20 protein-coding genes and 1 pseudogene are annotated in these 22199 nt (G+C 72.0%); 10 read left to right on the plus strand and 11 right to left on the minus strand.

Going from position 1 to position 22199, the window contains the following annotated elements; genetic code table 11:
* Positions 1 to 103: 103 nt before the first annotated feature.
* Positions 104 to 439, plus strand: coding sequence for a PadR family transcriptional regulator (locus tag BM290_RS13350; protein WP_239144054.1), 336 nt, complete (start codon positions 104 to 106; stop codon positions 437 to 439).
* On the plus strand, positions 429 to 1346 hold the full coding sequence (locus BM290_RS13355) for a hypothetical protein (RefSeq protein ID WP_093613586.1): 918 nt from the start codon (positions 429 to 431) through the stop codon (positions 1344 to 1346). Before BM290_RS13350 ends, BM290_RS13355 begins: the two co-directional genes overlap by 11 nt.
* A 91-nt stretch (positions 1347 to 1437) precedes the next feature.
* On the opposite strand, the gene BM290_RS13360 is transcribed toward BM290_RS13355, so the two are convergent.
* From BM290_RS13360 to BM290_RS13375, 4 genes are all read right to left on the minus strand, one after another.
* Positions 1438 to 3168 (minus strand): peptidase M16 family protein, encoded by a 1731-nt coding sequence (locus BM290_RS13360; protein ID WP_093613588.1) that lies wholly within the window; start codon positions 3166 to 3168, stop codon positions 1438 to 1440.
* 13 nt (positions 3169 to 3181) lie between these two features.
* Positions 3182 to 4180, minus strand: coding sequence for a hypothetical protein (locus tag BM290_RS13365; protein ID WP_093613590.1), 999 nt, complete (start codon positions 4178 to 4180; stop codon positions 3182 to 3184).
* 77 nt (positions 4181 to 4257) lie between these two features.
* Complete coding sequence (locus BM290_RS13370) at positions 4258 to 5730, minus strand: M20/M25/M40 family metallo-hydrolase (RefSeq protein WP_093613592.1); 1473 nt, start codon at positions 5728 to 5730, stop codon at positions 4258 to 4260.
* A gap of 100 nt (positions 5731 to 5830) precedes the next feature.
* On the minus strand, positions 5831 to 7471 hold the full coding sequence (locus tag BM290_RS13375; RefSeq protein ID WP_093613594.1) for a glycoside hydrolase family 9 protein: 1641 nt from the start codon (positions 7469 to 7471) through the stop codon (positions 5831 to 5833).
* 137 nt (positions 7472 to 7608) lie between these two features.
* Between BM290_RS13375 and BM290_RS13380 the strand changes: the two genes are divergently transcribed.
* Positions 7609 to 11364, plus strand: a complete 3756-nt coding sequence (locus BM290_RS13380) for a GH92 family glycosyl hydrolase (RefSeq protein ID WP_093613596.1) — start codon at positions 7609 to 7611, stop codon at positions 11362 to 11364.
* A gap of 108 nt (positions 11365 to 11472) precedes the next feature.
* On the plus strand, positions 11473 to 12048 hold the full coding sequence (locus BM290_RS13385; RefSeq protein WP_093613598.1) for a hypothetical protein: 576 nt from the start codon (positions 11473 to 11475) through the stop codon (positions 12046 to 12048).
* Positions 12049 to 12169: 121 nt separating this feature from the next.
* Here the strand turns inward: BM290_RS13385 and BM290_RS13390 are convergent, their stop codons facing one another.
* Together BM290_RS13390 and BM290_RS49680 are read right to left on the minus strand one after the other, a co-directional pair.
* Positions 12170 to 12592 (minus strand): hypothetical protein, encoded by a 423-nt coding sequence (locus tag BM290_RS13390; protein WP_143133735.1) that lies wholly within the window; start codon positions 12590 to 12592, stop codon positions 12170 to 12172.
* A 275-nt stretch (positions 12593 to 12867) separates the two neighbouring features.
* Positions 12868 to 14223, minus strand: a complete 1356-nt coding sequence (locus BM290_RS49680) for a ricin-type beta-trefoil lectin domain protein (RefSeq protein WP_093613602.1) — start codon at positions 14221 to 14223, stop codon at positions 12868 to 12870.
* Positions 14224 to 14363: 140 nt separating this feature from the next.
* Here BM290_RS49680 and BM290_RS13400 point away from each other — a divergent pair, with 140 nt between their 5' ends.
* The 3 genes from BM290_RS13400 to BM290_RS49120 are packed head-to-tail and all read left to right on the plus strand — an operon-like array spanning position 14364 to position 16267.
* The gene (locus BM290_RS13400) at positions 14364 to 15065 is read left to right on the plus strand and encodes a GntR family transcriptional regulator (RefSeq protein WP_093613604.1); all 702 of its coding nucleotides are present in this window, start codon (positions 14364 to 14366) and stop codon (positions 15063 to 15065) included.
* Between the two features lie 22 nt (positions 15066 to 15087).
* Positions 15088 to 15633 carry a cytochrome P450 family protein gene (locus BM290_RS49115; RefSeq protein WP_203779821.1) on the plus strand — a complete coding sequence of 182 codons (546 nt, stop codon included), beginning with the start codon at positions 15088 to 15090 and terminating at the stop codon, positions 15631 to 15633.
* On the plus strand, positions 15557 to 16267 hold the full coding sequence (locus BM290_RS49120) for a cytochrome P450 (RefSeq protein ID WP_203779818.1): 711 nt from the start codon (positions 15557 to 15559) through the stop codon (positions 16265 to 16267). The genes BM290_RS49115 and BM290_RS49120 overlap by 77 nt, the downstream gene beginning before the upstream one ends.
* A gap of 127 nt (positions 16268 to 16394) precedes the next feature.
* Here BM290_RS49120 and BM290_RS13410 read toward each other — a convergent pair whose 3' ends face one another.
* The 3 genes from BM290_RS13410 to BM290_RS13420 form a co-directional block, all read right to left on the minus strand.
* The gene (locus tag BM290_RS13410) at positions 16395 to 16787 is read right to left on the minus strand and encodes an STAS domain-containing protein (protein ID WP_093613606.1); all 393 of its coding nucleotides are present in this window, start codon (positions 16785 to 16787) and stop codon (positions 16395 to 16397) included.
* A gap of 89 nt (positions 16788 to 16876) precedes the next feature.
* Positions 16877 to 17410, minus strand: a complete 534-nt coding sequence (locus BM290_RS13415) for a TetR/AcrR family transcriptional regulator (protein WP_093613608.1) — start codon at positions 17408 to 17410, stop codon at positions 16877 to 16879.
* 87 nt (positions 17411 to 17497) lie between these two features.
* Positions 17498 to 17902, minus strand: coding sequence for a DUF4260 domain-containing protein (locus BM290_RS13420; RefSeq protein WP_093613610.1), 405 nt, complete (start codon positions 17900 to 17902; stop codon positions 17498 to 17500).
* Between the two features lie 169 nt (positions 17903 to 18071).
* On the opposite strand from BM290_RS13420, the gene BM290_RS13425 reads away from it, so the two are divergent.
* From BM290_RS13425 to BM290_RS13435, 3 genes are all read left to right on the plus strand, one after another.
* Complete coding sequence (locus BM290_RS13425; protein WP_093613767.1) at positions 18072 to 18620, plus strand: TetR/AcrR family transcriptional regulator; 549 nt, start codon at positions 18072 to 18074, stop codon at positions 18618 to 18620.
* Positions 18554 to 19831: a multidrug effflux MFS transporter gene (locus tag BM290_RS13430; protein ID WP_093613612.1), complete on the plus strand. Its 1278-nt coding sequence runs from the start codon at positions 18554 to 18556 to the stop codon at positions 19829 to 19831. The genes BM290_RS13425 and BM290_RS13430 overlap by 67 nt, the downstream gene beginning before the upstream one ends.
* A 560-nt stretch (positions 19832 to 20391) precedes the next feature.
* Positions 20392 to 21408: an SDR family oxidoreductase gene (locus tag BM290_RS13435; protein WP_093613614.1), complete on the plus strand. Its 1017-nt coding sequence runs from the start codon at positions 20392 to 20394 to the stop codon at positions 21406 to 21408.
* Between the two features lie 3 nt (positions 21409 to 21411).
* Here the strand turns inward: BM290_RS13435 and msrA are convergent, their stop codons facing one another.
* Complete coding sequence (gene msrA, locus BM290_RS13440; RefSeq protein WP_093613616.1) at positions 21412 to 21915, minus strand: peptide-methionine (S)-S-oxide reductase MsrA; 504 nt, start codon at positions 21913 to 21915, stop codon at positions 21412 to 21414.
* Between the two features lie 98 nt (positions 21916 to 22013).
* A pseudogene (locus BM290_RS13445) lies at positions 22014 to 22199 on the minus strand (CBM96 family carbohydrate-binding protein); the annotation flags it as partial.

Consider the following 22199-nt stretch of genomic DNA (forward strand, 5'->3'; position numbering starts at 1 on the left):
GCCGACCGCGTCGAGTGGACGATCACCGGGGCCTTCGGGCTGCGGTGAAAGCGCTACCCGCTACTGTGTGCCGTACAGTACAGTGTGGCGCATGGTAGAGGGCGTGCACGACAAGCTCGAGCTCGAGCTTCGCCGCGGGGTCGTGGTGCTCGCCGTCCTGTCCCGGCTGCGGACGTTGCGGTATGGCTACGAGCTGCGCCAGTCGCTGATCGCCGCCGGGATGCCGATCGAGGAGGGCACGCTCTACCCGCTGCTGCGGCGGCTGGAGAGCCAGGGCGTGCTGACCAGCGAGTGGCGTGGCGCGCAGGGTCCGGCCCGGCGCTACTACGTGCTCAGTGCGGCCGGCCGTGACCTGCTCGCGCGGCTCACCGCCACCTGGCACGGCATGACCAAGGCGATGGACGACATCCTGGACGAGGAGCGCGGCGATGACAGCTGACGAGATGATCGACGGATATGTGGCCGAGGTCGTGCTCCTGCTGCCGCAGCGGCAGCGCGCCGATGTGGCCCGTGAGCTGCGCGACCTGATCGGTGAGGAGGTGGCCGGCGCCGCCGGGACCCGGTCCGGCCGGGCCGAGGCGGTGACCGCGGTGCTGGCCGGGTTCGGCCGGCCCGCCGAGGTGGCCGCGCGCTATCGGGCGCCGATCGTCGTGATCGACCCGTCCGACTCGCGGCGGCTGCTCACCCTGGCCGGTGGCGGTGCCGTCCTGATCGTCGCCGGGGCCGTGCTCGGCGAGCTGATCGATCACCCGCCGGCACAGCGTGACCTGGCCGCCGCGGTCGACCGGGCGGCCCCGCTGATCTTCGGCTGGCTGGGTCTGCTCGTCGCCTGGTTCGCCGTGGCGGCCTGGTGGCGGCGTCGTCACCCGGCGCCGGTGTGGAAGCCGCGTCCACTCCCGTCCGACCGGATCAGCCGGGCCGCGCGGACGGCGGCGCTCGCCTTCTTCGTCGCCGGCACCCTTGCGCTGGTCTTTCCGGCGGCGACGCTGCGTCTGGTCACGGGCGGCCGGGCAGCGCAGGCGGCCTACGACGCCTTCACGTTCGACGACGACTTCCTGGCCGTCCGCGGCCCGATCGTTCTCGGTCTGTTGATCCTCAGCCTGCTGCTGCAGGCGGCGGTGATCTGGCAGGGCCGCCTGCTGCCGTGGAACCATCGCGTCGATCCGGTCCTGAGCCTGCTCCTCTGCGCGGTGCTGACCTGGGTGGTGGCCGGTCCCGTCTACGTCTCCGGCCCGACCGACCGCACGGCGAAGGAGATCGTCGCGCTGCTCATCCTCGTCTCCCTGGCCGGGGTGGCGTTCGACCTGCGCCGCCACCGGGTCCGGCAGGCGGTGCTGAGCCGCTGACGCCGCGGCCGGCGCAGCGCCGGCGAGACCTTCGGAAGGCGAATGAGGCCGCGCCACGGCCGGCGAGAGCTTCGGAAGGCGGATGAACTGGTCACCGGGCCTCGCGGAGGCGCAGCAGCTCACGCAGCGCCCAGCCGCCACGGGCGGCCACCAGCCCCATGGCCAACAGTTGGGCCGGGAGGCCGGCGAGCGGATACGTGCCGGTCACCCACCGGATCTCGGCGAGGTCGACGACGCCGGTTACCACGGCGAGGAGGACTCCGGCGCACAGCGCCAGGTTGAGCAGGTATTTGCGCCGGACCGACGGCGGCGGCCCGACGGCGGGCGACGGCGACGGGGCGGCGGGCTCCTCCGGCAGGCGGACGGTGGGCAGCACCAACCGGGGCCGGGGGATGTTCTTCGGGTCGCGGGGCGCCATGTCGGCCCGCAGGCCCGCCGGAATGCGCCGGTCCAGGTCCGGCAGCGCGGCGGCGAGACCGTGGAACAGCGCCGGTTCGAGGTGGATCTCGGAGCCGTCGGCGCCGATCAGGTGGCGGGCGCCGTCGGGCCAGGCGAGGACGGCGGCGCAGGCGTCGAGGCGTACGGTCGTGAGCCGCCCGCCCTCGACCAGGGTCGCCCCGTCGTCGCCGACGATCACGCGGTGGTGGGCCGGGACCGACAGTGACGGGTAGGCCTGCCCGGCGACCTGTTCCGCGGAGACGGCCGGGACGGCGGTCCACCCGTCACCGGGCGTGGTGTCGCCGGGTGTCTGCAGCAGCCCGGCGGCGAACGCGGCCAGCGCCACCCGGGTCACGTCGGCCCGGGTGACCGCCCGGACCTGTGCCAGCGCCGTGTCGAGGTCAGCCGGCGGCCGGCCGAGCAGCAGGTCGGCCGCCTGCCGCGGCGCCCGGTCGCCCCGGCGGTCGGCCTGGGCCAGCTCGTCGCCGTGCTGTTCGACGACAGTGGTGAGGTCGGCGTCGCCGAACTCGCCGCGGCGCAGCCGGTCCAGGACGCCGGTCACCCCGTCCAGGACCAGGCTCTGCTTGTCGGGCAGGGCGTCGGCGAGCACGACGATCCGGGTGGTGCCGTCGGCGAGCGGCGTGTGGTCGGCGGCGGCGGTGCAGGACAGGCCGTTCTCGTGCCGCAGGGTGCGGCGCAGCTCGCGGCTGAGCAGGCGGGTGTACACGGTGGCGGTGGTCTCGCGGGGCACGACGGTGTCCCAGACGACGACGCCGTCGGGGCCGGGGAAGTGTCCGGGTGTGACCGGCAGGGGCGCCCACGCGGCCGGTGGGGCCTGGCGCTCGCCCTCGGGCAGGTCGAGTCGCAGGCCGTCGGGCAGTTGCGGGCCGGTGATCCACAGGGCGGCGTTCCCGCGTACGACATAGCGGTCCGCCCACTCACGCAGGTCCTCGGCGCCGAGGCCGGCCAGGCCGAACTCCGGGTAGGCGACGAGGCCGTAGCCGCGGGCGCCGTACCGCCGGACCGGCATCTCGTCGTCGCCGTGGTGCGCGGCCTCCTCGGCCCGCAGGATCTCCTTCTCCACCGGCAGCCGGCCGGCCGGAAGATCCCGCAGCGAGGCGCCGACCCCGGCGAGGAAGGACCGGACCTCCTCCGCCGTGCCCTGGGTGAGGAACACCGTGAAGTCCGGCGCGGTGACACCGTTGTGGTCGTGACCGGCCGCGCCCGCGTCGTGCAGCGCCAGATGCTCGATCAGGTGGGTGATCCCCCGGCGGGCGAGCGGCTCGTCGGCCTGCCCGACCCGGAAGACCAGGCCGGCCCGTAGCGGGCCGCTGGACTCGGCGAACAGGGCGGGTACGCCGTCCACCTCGAACGGGATGCTCATCCGGCCCTCCGGCCTAGCTCGTGACGTAACGGGTCAGTGGGGAGACGGCCACCACCAGCGCGTCCACGGCGCTGGGCAGCCCGCCGGACAGGCCGTAGGCGCGGATCCGGGACCGGCGGAACGCGGGCGCCGGGCCACCTCGGTGGTAGGCCCAGGGGAACTCGGAGGCGTACGGGCCGAGCACGGCGAACATCTGCTTGGCGGCGGCGCGCTCCCCGGCCAGCCCGAACGCCATCGCGAACGAGTTGACCACCGGGACCCAGCCGACCGTGCGCCGGAACGCGGGGTGGCGTACCGACCGATCGGCGGCCTCGTGCAGGTCGGCGCGGGCCCGCGCGCTCGACAGGTCCCGCCCACCGGGTCGTTCGAGCCACTTCTCCAGGTAGAGGTCGACAATCAGCATCGCGTTGTGGGCGCCGTCGGGTGCGGCCCGCCCAGCGGTCCGGGCGAACTCCTCCGCCTGGGCCCAGTCGCCGCCCCACTTCGGGCACAGGTGCTGCAGCAGATGCGACTGGCCGGGCAGGTGGTGCGGGTCGAACGCGGCCAGACTCTCGTACCGGTACCAGGCGTGGTCCAGGCCCATCTGCAGGCCACGAGCGGTGACCAGCGCGGCGGTCCACAGGGCGGTGTCGTGAGCCGCCCCGGTCAGACCGGCGTGCAGCACCTTCTCGGCCTCGGCCAGGTAGCGGTGGAAGGTGCCGAACTGCCGCGCCGACACGTGCCGGGCCCGTGCCTGACCGCGGACCTGCCAGCCCTGGTGGATCAGCTGGAACGCCCGGGCCGCCGCCGCGACGGAGTCCTGCGGGTCGGCCGCGAGGGCCCGCCCCGCCAGGCCACCGAGCCGGCTGTGCTCCCCGAGCAGCCTGATCAGCTCGGTACGCGCCGAGGGCTCGGCCTCGCCGGCGATCCGGCGGCAGCCGGCCCAGTCGCCCGCCTCGACCCGGTCGACCAGGGCACGTGCCTCCGGGTACGGCGCGGACGGCGACAGCCGTACGACAAGACGATCGAGCACGAGCGCAGAGCATAGATGATCATCGGGAACCCGGTGGTACGGGCGGATCGCGGCCGAGCCGCGATCCGCCCGAGCCGCTACGGGACGGCGGTGGTGTTGACGGCGAACCGGGCCACCGAGTCGGCGATGGCGTCGGCGTTGACGTCGAGCGCTGTCGCGTCGATGTTGGTGATCGTGTCGCAGGCCTGGTGGTAGCAGGAGTCGTAGGCGACGCCCGCGGTGCCGCCGAACAGGGCCTGCTCCTGCGGCGTCTTGACGCCCTCGGCGCCGGTGAAGATGCCGCCGGCCGGGATGCCCGCCGCGATGAACGGGCCGTAGTCGGACCGGCCGTCGAAGTCGGTGCCGACGTGCGCCAGGCCGCGGCGGTCGAAGAAGGCCGCGAGCTGCTTCTCGATCTGCGCGGAGCCGGGCGGCCCGGCCGGCGAGCCCTCGGCGTCGGAGTCGTCGCCGTCGTAGAGCTTGTACGCGTAGTTCGGTGAGGCCACCATGTCGAAGTTGAGGTACAGCCTGATCTTGTCCTTCTCGGCGGCGGACAGGCCCTCGACGTACTGGTCGGAACCGAGCAGGCCGGGCTCCTCGGCCGCCCAGAAGGCGAAGCGGACCTTGTTGCGGACCGGGAGGTGCCGCATCTGCAGCGCGGTCTCCAGGATCGCCGCGGCGCCCGAGCCGTTGTCGTTGATGCCCGGCCCCTCCGGCACGCTGTCGAGGTGCGCGCCGACCATCACGACGTTCTTCGCGTTGCCGGTACGGGTCTCGGCGATCACGTTGTGGTCGGTGCCCAGCGTCAGTGTGGCGTCGACCTTGAGCCGGACGGTGGCGCCCGGGGTGCCGGCGAGCTCGTTGCCGACGGCGAAACTGGCGAACACCATCGGGACTCCGGCACGCCACTCACCGAGGTCCAGCGGGAACGGGTCGGTACGGCCCGGCTGCCCCTCGTTGAACACGATGATCCCGGAGGCCCCGGCGAATCCCGCGTTCCGGATCTTGGTGACGAACGCGCAGGTGCCGCGCTGGATGAGCGCGATCCGGCCGGGGACGAAGCCGGCGAAGTCGGCGGTCTCGCAGCCGCTCGTCGAGCTGGGCGCCGGGGCCGGGGGCAGGGTCAGGTCGACGGCCTGCACCTGGGCGGTCACGTCGCCGGCCGGGGACGGCGCGAAGGTGACGAAGTCCTGATCAGGCAGGTAGGCCTTGCCGCCCGGCGCGGTCAGCTCCAGGGTGGGCGGGTTGTTCTCCTCCCACCCCTGCACGAAGTTGATCGGATCGAGGGTGACCCGGTAGCCGGCCCGGCGCAGCTTGTCGGCGACGTAGTCACGGGACGCCCGGTAACCGGGTGTGCCGGCCGCGCGGGTCCCGCCGTTGGCGTCGGCGATCGCCTGGAGCGCGGTGAGGTGCTTCTTCGCGTTCGCGCCGGTGACCTGCTTGACCAGGACCTTGGCGAACACGTCGTCGAGCGGGGCCGCGGTGGCCGGTGCCGGCTGGGCGAGCAGCAGGGCCAGGCTCGTGGTCACCGCGACGGCGCCGGCAAGCCCCCTGCGAAGGTAGGTGCGCATGATCCCCCCGGACCGATAGATCAATTGATGCCCGTGACTGAAGGTGCGATGTCCGGAACCTAGCGTGCGCCGTCGCGGGGCAGGAATGGTCCGATCAGGCCTATCCGATCTCGGCGGCGAAGGCCGTGACCCAGGCCAGCGGGGCGTTCCAGTTGATGGTCAGCTCGTTCGTCGACCAGGACTCGATGTCGTCGACGTAGCAGAACTGGCCCACGCATCCGGCCAGCCGCGCCTGCGCCACCTCGTCCTGCAGTCCCGAGTTGGGCCCGCCGGCCAGGGTGCCCCTCGGCGGGTGCGGCAGGCTCGGGTCGAGCTGGTGGGCGTACCAGCGGCTGTGCTGGTTCTCGGCGTAGTCGGTGCCGTAGCCGGTCACGTACGACAGGCGCAGCGCGTTGCGGCCGAGGAGGTAGTCGAGGCCTTCCAGGACACCGTCGCGGTAGCCGGGCTCGCCGGTCAGGTCGTGGGCGACGGCGAGCACGACCAGGTTGTTCAGGACCATGCTGTTGGAGCCCCAGTGCCACTGGTTGCCCGGCGGGGCGTAGGCGACCGCGTACGGGTGGGCGCGCAGGACGGCGAGGTAGCGGTCCGCGCCGGCGATCACCGAGGCGCGCACGTCGTCCCGGCCGGGCAGGGCGCTCGGTGTCAGCGCCAGGTCGAGGCGGGCGGCGGCCGCGGTGGCCGCCCAGTCGAAGGCGTACGGCCCGAAGACGTCAGCGGTGTGCAGCGGGGACTCCAGCACCGCGTCGGCGTACCGCTGCTCGCCGGTGGTGAGGTACAGCTCCGCCGCGGCCCAGTAGAACTCGTCGCGGACATCGTCGTCGTCGTAGGGGCCGCCGCCGATCGTGTCCTCGACCGGCGCGTACCGGATCGGATTGTCCCCGGCGGCCGTGAAAGCGGTCCGCGCGGCGGCCAGCAGCCGATCCGCGTAGTCGGCGTCGTACTTGCGGAAGATCCGGGCGCCCTGGGCGGCGACCGCGGCCAGGTTGAGCGTCGCCGCCGTGGACACCGGGCGCAGCACTCGCGGCTGCGGGTCGAGGTGCGGCAGGGTGGGCAGGCCGGTCCAGGCGCTGTCGTGCATCTTGTGGTGGACCATGCCGGTCGGCGCCTGCATGCGCAGCAGGAAGTCGAGTTCCCAGCGCACCTCGTTGAGCAGGTCCGGAACCCCGTTGCCGCTCTCCGGCAGGTCGAGCGCCAGGTCGTCGAGGCCGCGGCGGTGCTCGAAGGCGTGCAGCAGCTGCCATACCGCGATGCCGCCGTTGACCACATATTTGCCCTGGTCGCCCGCGTCGTACCAGCCGCCGCGGACGTCGAGGCGGTAGTCGCCGGCGTCCGGGGCGCAGGGGACGTCGCTGTCGGTGAGGTGTCCGGCCGGGCGGCCGTAGCCGGGCCGCAGGTCCTCACGGATCTCGATGCCGCTGCGCTGGCAGTAGAAGAACTTCAGCGCGTCGGTGAGCAGCGGGCGGTAGAGGCCCGGGCCGATGGTGAACGGGCGGCTGGTCGCCCCGTCGGCCGTCAGCGTGAAACCGGCGCCCGCCTGCCGACGGCCGCCGAAGTCGATGGTGTGCACGTTCTGCCCGGACGAGACGTCCGTGCCGCGTGGGCGGGTGCGCCCCTCGGCGACGATCTCGCCGGCGCCGTCGACGAGCTGCCAGGTCAGCGGCTCGACGGCGTCGGTGACGAGCGTGGCCCGCTTCGGGCCGGACGACAGATACCCCACCTGGTTGACCGCGACGGCAGACATCCTGGGAACGCTCCCAGCCGCAGGGGCCGCTGTCAAACACCGGCAAGGGCGCCAGACCCTTTCTGTTAAGAGACCTTTACAGATCGATATCGGACGATTGAGGATGGCGGGTGATCTCCCTTCTCGATGGAGGCCTCATGCGTCGTACGCCGCTCGCCGTCCTGTTGTCGCTCGTCCTGGCCGGAGGATCGGTGGTGGTGAGCCGGCCTGCCGTGGCCGCGCCGGGCCCGCGGTTCAGCACCTCGTTCGAGACCGGCGATCCGCCACCCACCTGGCAGAACACCGCGGAACGCACCGCCGGTGTGGACGGCCGGCTGCAGGCCGGGATCCCGGGCTCGGTGAACGGCCGGGTCACCGCGGTCACCGCCTCCGGCGAGAACACCGGCGGCGGCGAGGTCAAGGAGAACCTGCTCGACGCCGACCCGGACACCAAGTGGCTGGTCTTCGCCGGCACCGGCTGGGTGGGCTACCGGCTGGACGCGCCGGTACGCGTCACCCGTTACGCGCTGACCGCCGCCAACGACGTGCCCACCCGGGACCCGCGCGACTGGCGCCTCGAAGGCTCGGCCGACGGTGAGGCCTGGACCACCGTCGACACCCGGACCGGGCAGACCCTCGGCGAGCGCGGCGCCACCACCACCTACGACGTCGCGACCCCCGGCGACTACGCCTTCTACCGGCTGAGCGTGACCGCGAACGGCGGCGCCACCATCGTGCAGCTGGCCGACCTGCAACTGTCCGACGGTGACGAGACGCCGCCACCGGCCGAGCCGGCCCGCAGCGCGATCGGGACCGGGCCGTCGAACGCGCCGGCCGCCAAGGCCCGGGTCGGCTACTCCGGCCTGGCCTCGCTGGAGTTCGCCGGACGTCATGCGACGGACGGGCGCGGGTACACGTACAACCGGATCTATGACGTGGATCTTCGGATCGGGCCGGACACCGAGCTCAGCTATCTGGTGTTCCCCGAGTTCAGCCGCGGGGACCTCAGCTATCCGGCCACGTACACGGCGGTCGACCTGGCGTTCACCGACGGCACGTTCCTGAGCGGGCTCGGCGCCCGCGACCAGCACGGCACCGTCGTGAGCCCGCAGGCGCAGGGCGCGGCGAAGAAGCTGTCGGCGAACCAGTGGAACAAGATCGTGTCGCGGATCGGCCGGGTCGCCCGGGGCAAGACCGTCGACCGCATCCTGGTCGCCTACGACAAGCCGTCCGGGCCGCAGAGCGCGTGGCGGGCCTGGTTCGACGACATCACAGTGACCGACGTCAAGGAGCCGAAGCCGATCAAGAGCCTGGCGGGGTACGTGGAGACGCGTCGCGGGACACAGTCGAGCGGCGGCTTCTCCCGTGGCAACAACATCCCCGCCGCCGCCGTGCCGCACGGCTTCAACTTCTGGACCCCGGTGACCAACGCGTCCACCCTCAGCTGGCTTTACGAGTACCACAAGGGCAACAACGCGGCGAACCTGCCGGAGCTGCAGGCGCTGGCGGTCAGTCACGAGCCGAGCCCGTGGATGGCGGACCGGCAGACCTTCCAGTTCATGCCGCAGGACGGCACCGGGGTCCCGAACGCCGACCGGGCCGCCCGGGCACTGCCGTTCCACCACGAGAACGAGACCGCCCGGCCGCACTACTACGGCGTCACGTTCGACAGCGGGCTGACCGCCGAGATGGCGCCGGCCGATCACGCCGCCCTGCTGCGGTTCACCTTCACCGGCGACGGCGGCAACATCGTCTTCGACAACGTCAACGACAACGCCGGCCTGACCGTCGACCCGGCGACCGGCACGATCACCGGATGGACCGACGTGCGCAGCGGCCTGTCCAACGGCGCGTCCCGGATGTTCCTCTACGCGACCGTCGACGCCCCGGTGCTCGGCGGCGGGATGCTGCCCGCCGGCAACCGGCCCTCCACCGGCTACGTCACGGTCGGCGCGAAGACAGTGAACCTGCGGGTCGCGACCTCCCTCCTCAGCGTCGACCAGGCCCGGCACAACCTGGAGCTGGAGATCGCCGCCGCGGACACCCTGGAGACGGTCCGCGGCCGTGCCGAGGCCGCCTGGAACGCCAAGCTGCGGACCGTCGAGGTGGAGGGCGCGAGCCGGGACCAGCTGGTCACCCTCTACTCCAGCCTGTACCGGCTCTTCCTCTACCCGAACTCGGCGCACGAGAACACCGGCACCGCCGCGGCCCCGGTGTGGCGGCACGCGGTCCAGTCGTCGACGACCTCACCGCCGAGCACACCGACGCAGACCGGGGCCGAGGTCAAGGACGGCAAGGTGTACGTCAACAACGGCTTCTGGGACACCTACCGCACCACCTGGCCGGCCTACTCGCTGCTCACCCCGTCGCTGGCCGGGGAGATGGTGGACGGGTTCGTGCAGCAGTACCGTGACGGCGGCTGGATCTCCCGGTGGTCGTCACCCGGATACGCCAACCTGATGGTCGGCACCAGCTCGGACGTGGCGTTCGCGGACGCGTACCTCAAGGGGGTGCGAGGTTTTGATCCGGAGGACGCCTACGCGGCGGCCGTCAAGAACGCCTCGGTCGCGCCCCCGAACGACAACGTCGGCCGCAAGGGCCTGACCACCTCGATCTTCAAGGGCTACACGCCGTCGGACGCCACCGGCGAGGCGATGTCCTGGGCGATGGACGGCTACATCAACGACTACGGCATCGCGAACATGGCCCAGGCTCTCGGCCACACCGAGGAGGCCGCCTACTACCGGTCGCGCGCACTGAACTACGTCAACCACTTCGACACGTCGGTCGGCTTCTTCCAGGGCAAGAACACCGCCGGACAGTGGCGGTGGGGCCCGTCGCAGTACGACCCGGAGGTGTGGGGTTACGACTACACCGAGACCAACGGCTGGAACATGGCCTTCCACGCGCCGCAGGACGGTCAGGGCCTGGCCAACCTGTACGGCGGGCGCGACGCGCTCGCGCAGAAGCTCGACACGTTCTTCAGCACCCCGGAGACCGGCCTGAAATCCGGGTCCTACGGCGGTGTCATCCACGAGATGACCGAGGCCCGGGACGTGCGGATGGGCCAGTACGGCCACAGCAACCAGCCGTCCCACCACATCCCGTGGATGTACACGTTCACCGGGCAGCCGGCCAAGACCCAGGCGCTGACCCGGGAGATCGTCGACCGGCTCTACCTGGGCAGCGAGATCGGCCAGGGCTACCCCGGCGACGAGGACAACGGGGAGATGTCCGCCTGGTACGTGTTCGCCGCCCTCGGCTTCTACCCGCTGCAGATGGGCAGCGGCAACTACGTGATCGGGTCGCCGCTGTTCACCAAGGCCACGATCAACCTGGAGAACGGGCGGAAGGTCGTCATCCGGGCGCCCGGCAACTCGGCCCGCAACGTCTACGTCCAGTCCCTCAAGGTCGACGGCAAGGCGTGGAAGTCGACGACGCTGCCACACAAGCTCCTCGCCGGTGGCGCCACCCTCGACTTCACCATGGGCGCGAAGCCGTCGAAGTGGGCCACCGGGCCGGACGCGGCGCCGCCGTCACTGACCACGGGCACCGCGGTGGCCACCCCGCAGAAGGACGTGACCGGCGCGGTGACCACCGCCGCGCTGGCCGACGACTCCTCGGCCACCGAGGCGACCGTCACCGCACAGGAGTGGACACTGTCCGAGCCGGCCGAGGCCGGCCAGTACACCATCACCTCCGCCGCGGCGGCCGGCGCCGACCCGGCCGGCTGGAAGCTGCTCGGCTCGGCGGACGGCGTCACCTGGACCGTCCTCGACACCCGCACCGAGCAGGCCTTCCCGTGGCGGCGCCAGACCCGCCCGTTCACCGTGGCGACGCCGGGCGCCTACACCCACTACCGATTGGAGTTCACCGGCCCGGCCACCGTGGCCGAGCTGGAACTGCTGGCCTAGCACCCCGACGATCGAGGCGGGCGCTCCCGGTGGAGGATTCGTGACGGTCCCGGGGAGGATTCCGGCAGGCGGCACCGTCGTCGCCGGTCTCGCCCTACCGTCGGCGACATGTCTGCCGATCAGGGGCGCCCGCCGTTCACCACCGTCTGCATCGTGTCGGCCGCGGTGGCCGTCGCCGCGTACTGGGGCGGACTGCTGGTCGTCGTCGGCACGACCGCCGTGCCCGGCTGGGCGGCCGGCGCGGCGCTCCTGCTCGTCGCCCTGGCCGCCGGGATCGCCGGCCGCTGGAGGCGCCGGGCCGCGCCGGCGCCCCCGGCGACCGGGGCCAGGCGGTGGAGGTGGGTGCTGTCGTCACTGACCGTGCTGGGCTGCCTGACCGGCGCGCTGGCCGACGCCGTCGCGACCTACCACCCGCTGAAGCCGGCCGATGCCGGCGGCTGCCGGGCCGTCGCCCGGGAGACGGCGTTCCTGTTCGCCGGCAGCGGCGAGGTGTACGCCGGCCGCGCCCTCGGCCCGATCAGCGTGCTGCGGAGAAGCAGTTCATGGACCGCCGACGACGGCTACCAGCCGATCGCGGCCGGCGCTTACCGGCTGACCTGGGCGCCGGGCGGCGGTTCGCTGGTCATCGACGACACCGGGGTCAACCCGGTCTGGCCCGCGCTGCACGAGGTCGACTGCGGCTGACCGTCATGCGGCGACAGCTCCACGCCGAGACGTCGCGACCGAGGGCGAGCCGCTCGGGGCACGACCGGCGGAGGGAACCGGCTCCGGCTCCCCGCAGAGGCGAGGGGCCGGAGCCGGAACGTCAGATCTCCGAGCGGCTGATGTACGGCGCGTAATGTTTGGTGCTCCCTGCCTGGAAGTAGCCGAAGACGGATCCGTTAGGCGGCACGTAAGCGCCGGCGCCGCTGTGCGTCCAGTAGAACGAACGGGTCTCATTCTGGCAGATGGTGAACGCTCCGGCGTCGGACCAGATCTGCAAGGCGGCGCCGTCCACCGTGACCCCGTGGTGGAACCGGCCGGTGATACACCCGCCATCGAGCTTGGTGACCTGCATGTTCGCACCGGAGATGTGCGAGGTGTCGCGCTTGTCGGTCTTGAGGCACACCGAGATCGACGGGGTTGTCCTAATACAGTGCCACGAGCTCGCCTCCGCCGGAGACACCCCGAAGAGCCCGGACACGGCAACCATGGCCAGGGCCATGATCGATAGACGGACATACCTCATTCTTCACTCCTCCAGAACGCATGAACCGGCGTTGATCTCGCCCAACGGGAGGACCGTTTCCCTGCGCCGACTACGCGGGCCGCGGGCGCTGCCGGTACGTCCGGACCGGCGCCTCCCATCGATGGGCTTGACCGTAATTCGGGAGCGGCCATTGCCGGGTCGAGGTTCTGAAATCGTCTGCGCAGATGAGCAATGGCCCCGGCGCTCCCATCAGGCTGCTCCGCCCCGGCTGTGGCGGCGGTCCATGGCTCAGGCCCGGAGGCCGACCGGCTCGCTCAGAGCCTGCCCCAGATCTGGTTGCTGGTGCCTGCGCAGTCCCAGAGCTGCAGCTTGGCGCCGTTGCTGCCGTTCCAGTCCTTGATGTCGACGCAGCGGCCGGACGAGACGTTCTGCAGGGTACGCGCGGTGGTCAGGGTGAACCGCTGGACCGGGTTGGCGTTGCAGTCGGCCAGCTGGACCGGGGTGCCGTTGGTGAGGGCGCCGCCGGCCGGGTCCATGCATTTGCCCATCGCGCGGACCGTGCCGTCGGCTTCGAAGCTCCACTTCTGGGCGGCCGTGCCGTTGCAGTCCCAGGTCTGCAGGACGGCGCCGGCGGTGGGCACGCCGCCCGGGATGTCGATGCAGCGGCCGCTGAAGTTGGACTGCAGCATGGTGGCGCCGGTGGCCGGGGGTGTCGTGGGGCCGGTCGGCGGGGTGCCGGGGTCGCAGTCGTTGGCGGCGACGACGTTGTCGGTGTGGGTGGTGCCGCCGGCGCGGTACGCGTTGATCGCGGCGCTCGCCTGTGCGGGGGTGAGCACCTGCTTCTTGGCGTGGTAGACGTAGTCGACCGACTGGAGCCAGGTGCTGGCGCCGCCGGTGTGCCCGGCCAGGTCGATGAACCACTGGTTGAAGTCGATCGACATGTTCTGCCGGGGGTAGACCTTGCCGGAGTGGTCGCCGACGAGCGCGCCGTCGATGTAGTACTTCACGTGGCCGCCGGAGACGGTCGCCATCACGTCGTGCCAGCCGTTGATGCTGCGCGCCTGCTGGCTGTGCACGTTGTCGGCGTACCAGGGGTCGGCGACGTAGGTGTACCAGGTGGTCTGGTAGTTGATCGGGCCCGCCTCGCCCCAGCCGCCGTTCGGCAGATACTCGGAGAAGTCCATCTCGGAGTAGAGCGGGTCTCGCGGGGCGGCGAGCGGGGAGATCGTGTAGAAGGTCTGGTTCACGTGGTCGCCGTCGGCGCCGCCGGCCGGCGCGTCGGAGAACTTGATCCGGGCCAGGTAGGTGCCCTCGAAGAAGCGCCGGTTCGGCTGGGAGAACTCGGCGTGCGAGGTGCCCGCCGCGGTGCCGTCGGTGACCGCTTTGAGCTGCAGGGCCTTCTGCCCGTCGACGGTCGGGAAGGACACGTTGTCGGGCAGCCAGCGGGCGCCGCTCACCCCGGGGCCGCCGGCGTTGCTGCGGATGCTCCAGCCGCGCTGGCCGAGGGCCGCGTCGGTCCGCGACGAGTAGTCGAAGTCGTCGAAGAGCACGCCACAGCCGGCGGCGGCGCTCCCGGTCGGTGCGGCGGCGATCCCGATGCCGGTGAGTGCTGCCAGGGCGGCGGCCATGGTCGTACCCATGGCGATCTTGCGTTTTGATGTTGGTCCCATGGGGGGAGGGCTCCTTCGGACGCGGGCCGGAAACTGACCACTGGTATGGAAATCGGCGGTTGGGCTACTCTGCTCTGGACCAGTGGTATGCGTCAATAGACCCTGGGAAACTTTCTTAACAGTGAGATTCGGGGTACGCGATGCGCCGCGCTGAGGTCCGGGACCGGTTGCGTGAGTTGATCGACGCACGGGCGCCGGGTGATCCGATGCCGTCCGAGCGTTCCCTGTCCGAGCTGCTCGGCGCCTCCCGGCCGACGGTCCGCGCGGCGATCGACGACCTGGTCGGCACCGGGCATCTCGTCCGCCAGCACGGCCGGGGCACGTTCACCAGCCCGCACAAGATCTCGCAGGAGGTGCCCGCCTTCGGGGAGCCGGTCCCGCCCGCCGACGGCGACTGGACCAGCGAGGTGCTGCGGTTCCGGGTCGAGGCGGCCGGCGCGCGGCTGGGCCGGCGGCTGCAGGTGTCGCCGGGCGACGCCGTGCTCTACGTCAAGCGGCGGCGGATCGTCGACGGCGCGCCGATGGCCATCGAGGAGATCCGGCTGCCGGCTGCGCTGGCGCCCGGCATCGAGGCCGGCGAGTTCGTCTCCGGGTCGCTCTATCGCCGGCTGCGCGAGCGCTACGGGGTGAACCCGGCCGAGGCGGTGCAGACCGTCGAGCCGACCGTCACCGACGCCGAGGAGGCGCGGCTGCTCGAGGTGCCGCTGCACTCCCCGGCCCTGCTCTTCGAGCGCACCACACAGGACGACGGCGGCCGGGTCATCGAGTTCACCCGATCGATCTATCGTGGTGACCGCTACCGGATAACCACCCACCTGCGACTCGGGCCGCACTCGGGCTGAGACCGTCCCGCGAAGGAGCCGTATGGCGCTGTTCGACGACGCGTACACGGCGGACCCCCATCCGGCGCTGGCCGAGCTGCGCCGGGCCGGGCCGGTGCACCGGGTCACCTCGGCGGCCGGGGTCCCGTTCTGGATGGTCACCCGCTGGAACGAGGCCCGTCAGGTGCTGACCGATCCGTCGCTCTCCAAACGTCAGCCGGTCGACCAGCTGCCGCCGGAGCTGCGCGCGGCGCTCGCCACGCAGATGCTGCTGCGCGACCCACCGGACCACACCCGGCTGCGCCGGCTGGTCACGGCGGCGTTCACCCCACGCCGGACGCAGGCCCTGACACCGCACATCGAACGGATCACCGACCGGCTGCTCGACGATCTCGCCACGGCCTCCCCGCCGGACCTCATCGACGGGTACGCCGTACCGCTCCCACTCGAGGTGATCGGTGAGCTGCTCGGCATCCCGGCGGCCGACCGCGAGCCCTTCCACACCTGGTCCAGTGCGCTCCTCGGGGGGCGGCGCCGGCCCGGCCGACATGATCGGCGCCCTGTCGGCGCTCGTCGCGTACTTCGGTGACCTGCTGGACCGCAAACGCGCCGACCCCGCCGACGACCTGCTCAGCGCGCTACTGGCGGTCGTCGACGAGGGTGACCGGCTCTCCGGCGACGAGCTGACCGGCATGGCCCTGCTGCTGCTGGTGGCCGGTCACGAGACCACGGCGAACCTGATCGGCAACGCCGTCCACCTGCTCTGCGGCCGACCGGAGCTGCGCGACCGCATGGCGGGTGATCCCGCCCTGATCCCGGCCCTGGTGGAGGAGGTGCTACGGCTGGAGAGCCCGGCGGCGACCAGCACGTACCGGGTCACCACCCGCCCGATCACGCTCGGGGACACCACGATCCCGGCCGGCGAGCAGGTGCTGGTCTCGCTGCTCGCGGTGAACCGTGACCCGGCCCGGTTCCCCGACCCGGACACGCTCGATGCGGCCCGCGACGACGGCGGTCATCTCGCGTTCGGCCACGGGATCCACTTCTGTCTCGGCGCCCCGCTCGCCCGGCTGGAGGCGCGGATCGCCCTGACCCGGCTCCTCGCCCGCCATCCCGGCATCGACCTGGCCGTGCCGCCGGAGAACCTGCGCCGGCGGACCGGCCTGCTGATGCACGGCCTGGAGTCCCTGCCGGTCCGGCTCAGCCCGGGCCCGGCGCTCTGACGCATCGGCCGCCGGCCCGACTCAGACCCGCCCGGCCCTCTGACGCATCGGCCGCCGGCTCGGCTCAACCCTCGCTCGGCCCGGCCCGGCTCGGCGTGAAGGCTGACAGCTCGGGCGGCGTGATGGCTCAGCCCCGGGCCAGCGCGAAGGTGATCGCCCGCGGCACGGTGTCGAACGTGGTGAAGACCGCGTCGAGCCGGGCGGCACGCAGGACCGACGTGACGAACGGTGGCGTCGCCGCCAGCAGCACGTCGCCGTCCTTGCGGCGCGCCGCCTGCCGGGCCGCGACCAGCACACCGAGCCCGACGGAGTCGACGGCGCCCGCGCGGCCCAGGTCCACGATGACCCACGGGCACCGGGCGATCGCCGGCTCCAGGGTGGTCCGCAGCCGGTCGGCCACCGCGAGGTCGAGGTCCCCGATGATCCGGACGACCGACGCGCCACCCATGGCGTGCACGGTGATCCGGGTGCTGTCGGCGGCATACCCCTCGTCGCCGACGCGATCCTGAACAACCTCCATGATCAACTCCTTACCACGTGGTTCCGCGGACGGATGTGATCAAGATTTCCACTACCGGACGAAGGTAATCCGACACCTGTATGACGAATTCATGACGATGGCCGCGAACCGAGTCCGTCCAGGATCAGCGCCAGCATCGGCTCGGCCCGATCCGGGGCGGCCCGCCACAGTGCCCCGGTGAGCTGCAGGAAGTCGACGGGCTCGGCATCCGCGCGAATGCTCCCGTCGCTCTTGCCGGCCTCCAGCAGCCGGGTGATCGCGGCGATCACCGGCCCGTAGCTCCGCGCCGCGATCGACTGATGCGTGTCGGGGCTGAGAGCCGCGCCGAACGCGTGCTTGCGTCGCATCCCGGCGACCAGGTCGAGGGTCCATCGGCGCAGCGCCTGCACGGGCGACGACTCGGCCAGCAACACGGGCACCGCGTCCACCAGACGCTCGATCTCCTCCTGGTAGATCTCCAGGATGAGCGCCTCGCGCGACGGATAGTTGCGATAGAGGGTGCCGGGGCCGACGCCCGCCAGCTGCGCGATCCGGTTCATCGAGGTGCCGTCGTCCTCGGCGAACGCCTCGCGCGCGGCGGCCAGGATGCGGGCCCGATTTTCCCGGGCGTCCGAGCGGACCATGCCCCTCCCTTGACGTCGGCCTCTGCCGTCGGTCTCTGCTCCGTCGACCGCGGAGACCTCTCCACAAGATACCGCCGTTCCTCCGCCTCACGCGGTGGGCGCCCGGCCCGGCGCGATGCCCAGGTGGGTCACGCCGAATCCGTGGTCGTACTTCAGGCCGAACTTCAGCACCCGGTCGACGCCGAGGTGGAAGAGCCCGACGGCCCCGGCGACGGCGAGCGCGGTGCTGTCCCACCAGGCGCCGGCGGCGAGCAGGGCCAGCGGCAGCGGCGCCGAGTGGGCCAGGTTGTAGAGCCAGGCGCCCGCTCGAGGGCCGGCGAGATATCCGGCCATGGCCAGGTCGGGGACGAGGAACAGGGCCGCGAACAGCCACCACGCCTGCCCGGTGCCGGCGAAGACGACGACCGCCGCGACCGCGACGGCGAGCGCCTCGACCCGCAGCCAGGTCAGCGGCCGCCCGGTCACCACGCCGGGTGCGGCGGTCCCGCTCATCGGACGGTCTCCGGCCGGCCCAGAAAGACGATCATGACCAAAATCCCCCATCCGGTACGGGCTAACAGCGTTAGCCTGACGCCCAGCTTACAGTGTTAGCCGAAGGGCGGCCATGGGCGAGCCGACGTGGGCCGCAGCCGGAGCGCCGACTACTGTGCGGAACGTGCCGATGCAGCTGACCCCGCGCGGGCGAGAGATCGTCGACGCCGCCCGGGATCTGCTCGACCGGGAAGGCCCCGACGCGCTCACCATGCGCCGGCTCGCCGAGTCGCTCGGGATCCGGGCGCCCTCGCTCTACAAGCACCTGCCGGACAAGGACGCCCTGGAAGCCGCCGTGATCTCGCTCGCCTTCGAGGAGTTCGGCGACGCCCTCGCCGCGGCCACCGAGCACGCCGACGACCGGCTCTGGGCCCTGGCCGTCGCCTACCGCGGGTTCGCGCTCGACCACCCCCATCTGTACCGGCTGATGACCGGGCGGCCGCTACGCCGTGATCTGCTCGCACCGGGCAGCGAGCAGCGCGGCTCCCGAGCACTCGACGACGCTACCGGCGGCGACGCCGACCTCGGCCGCGCGCTCTGGGCGTTCGCGCACGGCATGACGGTCCTGGAGCTCGACGACCGGTTCCCGCGATCGGCCGATCTGGACGCGGCATGGCGGCGCGGCGTCGACAGTTTCCGGGCCGGCGTCGCACGGCCGCGAACCGGGGAGCGATCCTGACGTCACCACCCCGGCGGCCCGCCCTGATCGCCCTGATCCTGGTGATGGGGGTCGGCCCGTTCGCCACCGACACGTACCTCGCCGCCCTGCCCGAGCTGCAGCGCTCGCTGCACGCGAGCGCGACGGTGGCCCAGCTGACCCTGACCACGTTCATCGTCGGCCTGGCCGCCGGCCAGTTCCTGATCGGACCGGCCAGCGACGCGTACGGCCGTCGCCGCCTGCTGATCGCCTGCAGTGTCGCGTTCGCCGTGCTGTCCGCGGTGTGCGGGCTCAGCCCCGACGGCGCGGTGCTGGTCGCGGCCCGGCTCGTGCAGGGCGTCGTCGCCGGTGGCGGGGTGGCGCTCGGCCGGGCCGTCGTCACCGACACGCACGCCGGTGACCGGGCCGCGGCGACGTTCGGCCTGATCTCGTCGTTCACGTTCCTGGGGCCGATCATCGCGCCGGCCGCGGGCGGAGCGATCCTGGCGTACGGCACGTGGCGCACCGTCTTCGCCGCCCTCACGTTGCTCGGCATGCTCATGGCCGTCGCCGTCACACTCGGCGTGCCGGAGACCCTGCCGCCGGCGCGACGTCATCCGGCCGGGCTGCGCGCCCTCGGCGTCCGGATGGCGGGCCTGCTGCGCGACTGGGGCTTCATGCGGCATGTGGTGCTGCAGTGCCTGGCCGGGGCCGGGTTCTTCACCTACATCGGCGGGTCCGCGTTCGTGCTCCGCTCGGTGTACGGCATCAGCGCCACCCGGTACACCGTCGTCTTCGCCACCAACGCCGCCGCGATGGCCGTGTTCAGCCTGCTCTTCCGGCTCCTGGTGGTCCGGGCCGGCGCGGCCCGGCTGCGGGCGATCGGTATCACCGTGTCCACGGCCGGCGCCGCCGGGCTTCCGGTGGTCGCGCTGGCCGGACCGCACAGCGTGCCCCTGGGCGTACCGTGGGCGCTGCTCTGTGCTGTGGTCGGCGGCATGGGTTTCGCCATCCCGGCAGCGACCGCTCTCGCCCAGGAGGCCGGGCGGCACTCGGCCGGCACCGCCTCTGCGCTGCAGGGCGGCCTGACCTTCCTGGCCGGCGCCGTGGCCACACCGCTGACCGGCGTCTTCGGCTACGACACGCTGCTCCCGATGGCCGTGACGATGAGCATCCTGTACGCCGCCGCCTTCGTCCTGATGTGCGTCATGACCGACCGCTCCCCCAGGCGCGCCAAGACCCTGACCAGCTGAGTCCCGGATCCCGCGGTTCGGGACCCCTCGCTCGATCGACCGCATCGCACTGGAGTACCGAGCCCAACCCACCGCCCTGAACCACCCAGCCGGGCCCACTGCCTTGGACCGCCCGCCGAGCCCACCGCGTCGGCCGAAGCGACTCGCGCCCTCGACCGCCCAGCGAAGCCCTTGCCATCCCCTGAGCAAAGCGGCTCGCGCCCTCGACAGCCCAGCCGATCCTGCCGTGGACGAAGCGACTCGCACCCCCGACCGCCCAGCCGACCCCGCCACCCGCCGCGGACAAAGCGGCTCACGCCCGGCCGAGCCCACCGCTGTGGGCCGAGCGGCAGCGCCCCGCCCCCTGCCCCGCAGCCGTCCGGCCTCGGCGTTCACCCGGCCCGTGACGAGGGGTGCGGTAGCCGGTGCGGGTGGCGGCGGGAGGCCACCCACCCTAGGCCGCGCTCACCCTCTCGCCGCCGCCGCGAACCAAGTGGAGACATCTCCGGATACCGTTGACTAAGCGGAGAGTTCTCCACTACCGTGATGTTCACGGGAACGAGAACACCTGGGAGGGTGACGTGGGGAACGTCTTGGTTACCGGCGGTTCGGGATACATCGGCGCGTGGTGCACATTGGCTCTGCTCGAAGCCGGCCACTCCGTTCGTACCACCGTGCGTGACCTGGCCCGCGAGCCGCACGTCCGGGACATGCTCCGCCGCGGCGGCGCGGAGCCCGGCGACGCTCTGCGGGTGGTGCGGGCCGACCTGCAGGAGGACGAGGGCTGGCGGGAGGCGGTCGACGGCTGCGATCACGTGCTGCACGTCGCCTCGCCCACCCTGACCCGGGTGCCGCGCGACGACGACGAGATGGTCCGGCCCGCCGTCGACGGCACTCTCCGGGTGCTGCGCGCGGCCCGCGACGCAGGCGTCCGACGAGTGGTGCTGACCTCGGCGATCGGCGCGATCGCCTACGGGCACGACCGGCGCCACACCCCGTTCACCGAGCAGGACTGGACGAACGTGGACGCCGACATCGCTCCGTACCAGAAATCGAAGACCCTGGCCGAACGCGCCGCCTGGGATTTCATCGGCAGCGAGGGCGACGGCCTGGAACTGGCCACGGTCAACCCGACCGGTGTGCTCGGCCCGGTCCTCGGCCCGGATTACTCACCGTCGCTCGGCTCCATCGCCGGGATGCTCGACGGCTCGGTGCCGGCGTCGCTGCCGTTCGCGACCGGCTACGTCGACGTCCGCGACGTGGCGGCCCTGCATCTGCTCGCGATGACCGAGCCGGCCGCCGCCGGTGAACGGTTCATCGCGACGGCCGGTCACAGCCTCTGGATGCGCGAGGTCGCGGCCGTGCTGCGGGAGCGGCTCGGCGACCGGGCGGCCAAGGTCCCGACACGCGAGATGCCGGTGCTGGTCGCCCGGGGACTCGCCCGGGTCAACCCGCAGGTGCGCAACCTGCGGGCCATCATCGGCCGCAACCTGGACGCGACCGCCGCCAAGGCGGAGCGCCTGCTCGGCTGGAAGGCCCGGCCGATCGAGGACACCATCGTCGAGACGGCCGAGAGCCTGCTCGCCCTGCCGAGGTGACTCTCAGCTGGTACGGCGTGGCAGTTTCCAGTCCGGCCGGGGGAAGTGGCAGGTGTACCCGTTCGGAATCCGCTCCAGGTAGTCCTGGTGCTCCGGCTCGGCCTCCCAGAACGGCCCGAGCGCGGTGACCTCGGTGACGACCTTGCCAGGCCACAGCCCCGACGCGTCCACGTCGGCGATGGTGTCCTCGGCGACGCGTTTCTGCTCGTCACCGTCGTAGAAGATCGCCGACCGGTAGCTGTCGCCGATGTCGTTGCCCTGCCGGTTCAGCGTGGTCGGGTCGTGGATCTGGAAGAAGAACTCCAGCACATCCCGGTACGACGTGACGGCCGGATCGAAGATGATCTCGATGGCCTCCGCGTGGCCGGCGTGGTTGCGGTAGGTCGCGTTCTCGACGTGGCCGCCGGTGTAGCCGACCCGTGTCGACAGGACACCGGGCCGCTTGCGGATCAGGTCCTGCATCCCCCAGAAACAGCCACCGGCCAGAACCGCCTTCTCCGAAGCCATCGCGCACCCCTCTCGTCGTCGTGCCCGTCCAGCATGCCCGATCGAGGTACGGCCGACGAACCGAGCCGCCACCCGGTGGGGGTGGCGGCTCGGACGGGTCAGCTCAGCTTGACGTTGAAGATCGGGTTCGCGGCCAGCCTCTTGAATGCCGCGAGGCTCGCCGGGGTGCTGTCGATGCTGATGTCACGATCACCCTGGTTGTCACGCTTGGTGTCGAAGTGCACGATCGCCTTGATCGCCGGACGCTTACGCAACTCCGGCACCACACTGTCGTACACCGCCGA

Origin of the sequence: Actinoplanes philippinensis (genome assembly GCF_900113015.1) — a bacterium.
GTDB lineage: Bacteria > Actinomycetota > Actinomycetes > Mycobacteriales > Micromonosporaceae > Actinoplanes > Actinoplanes philippinensis.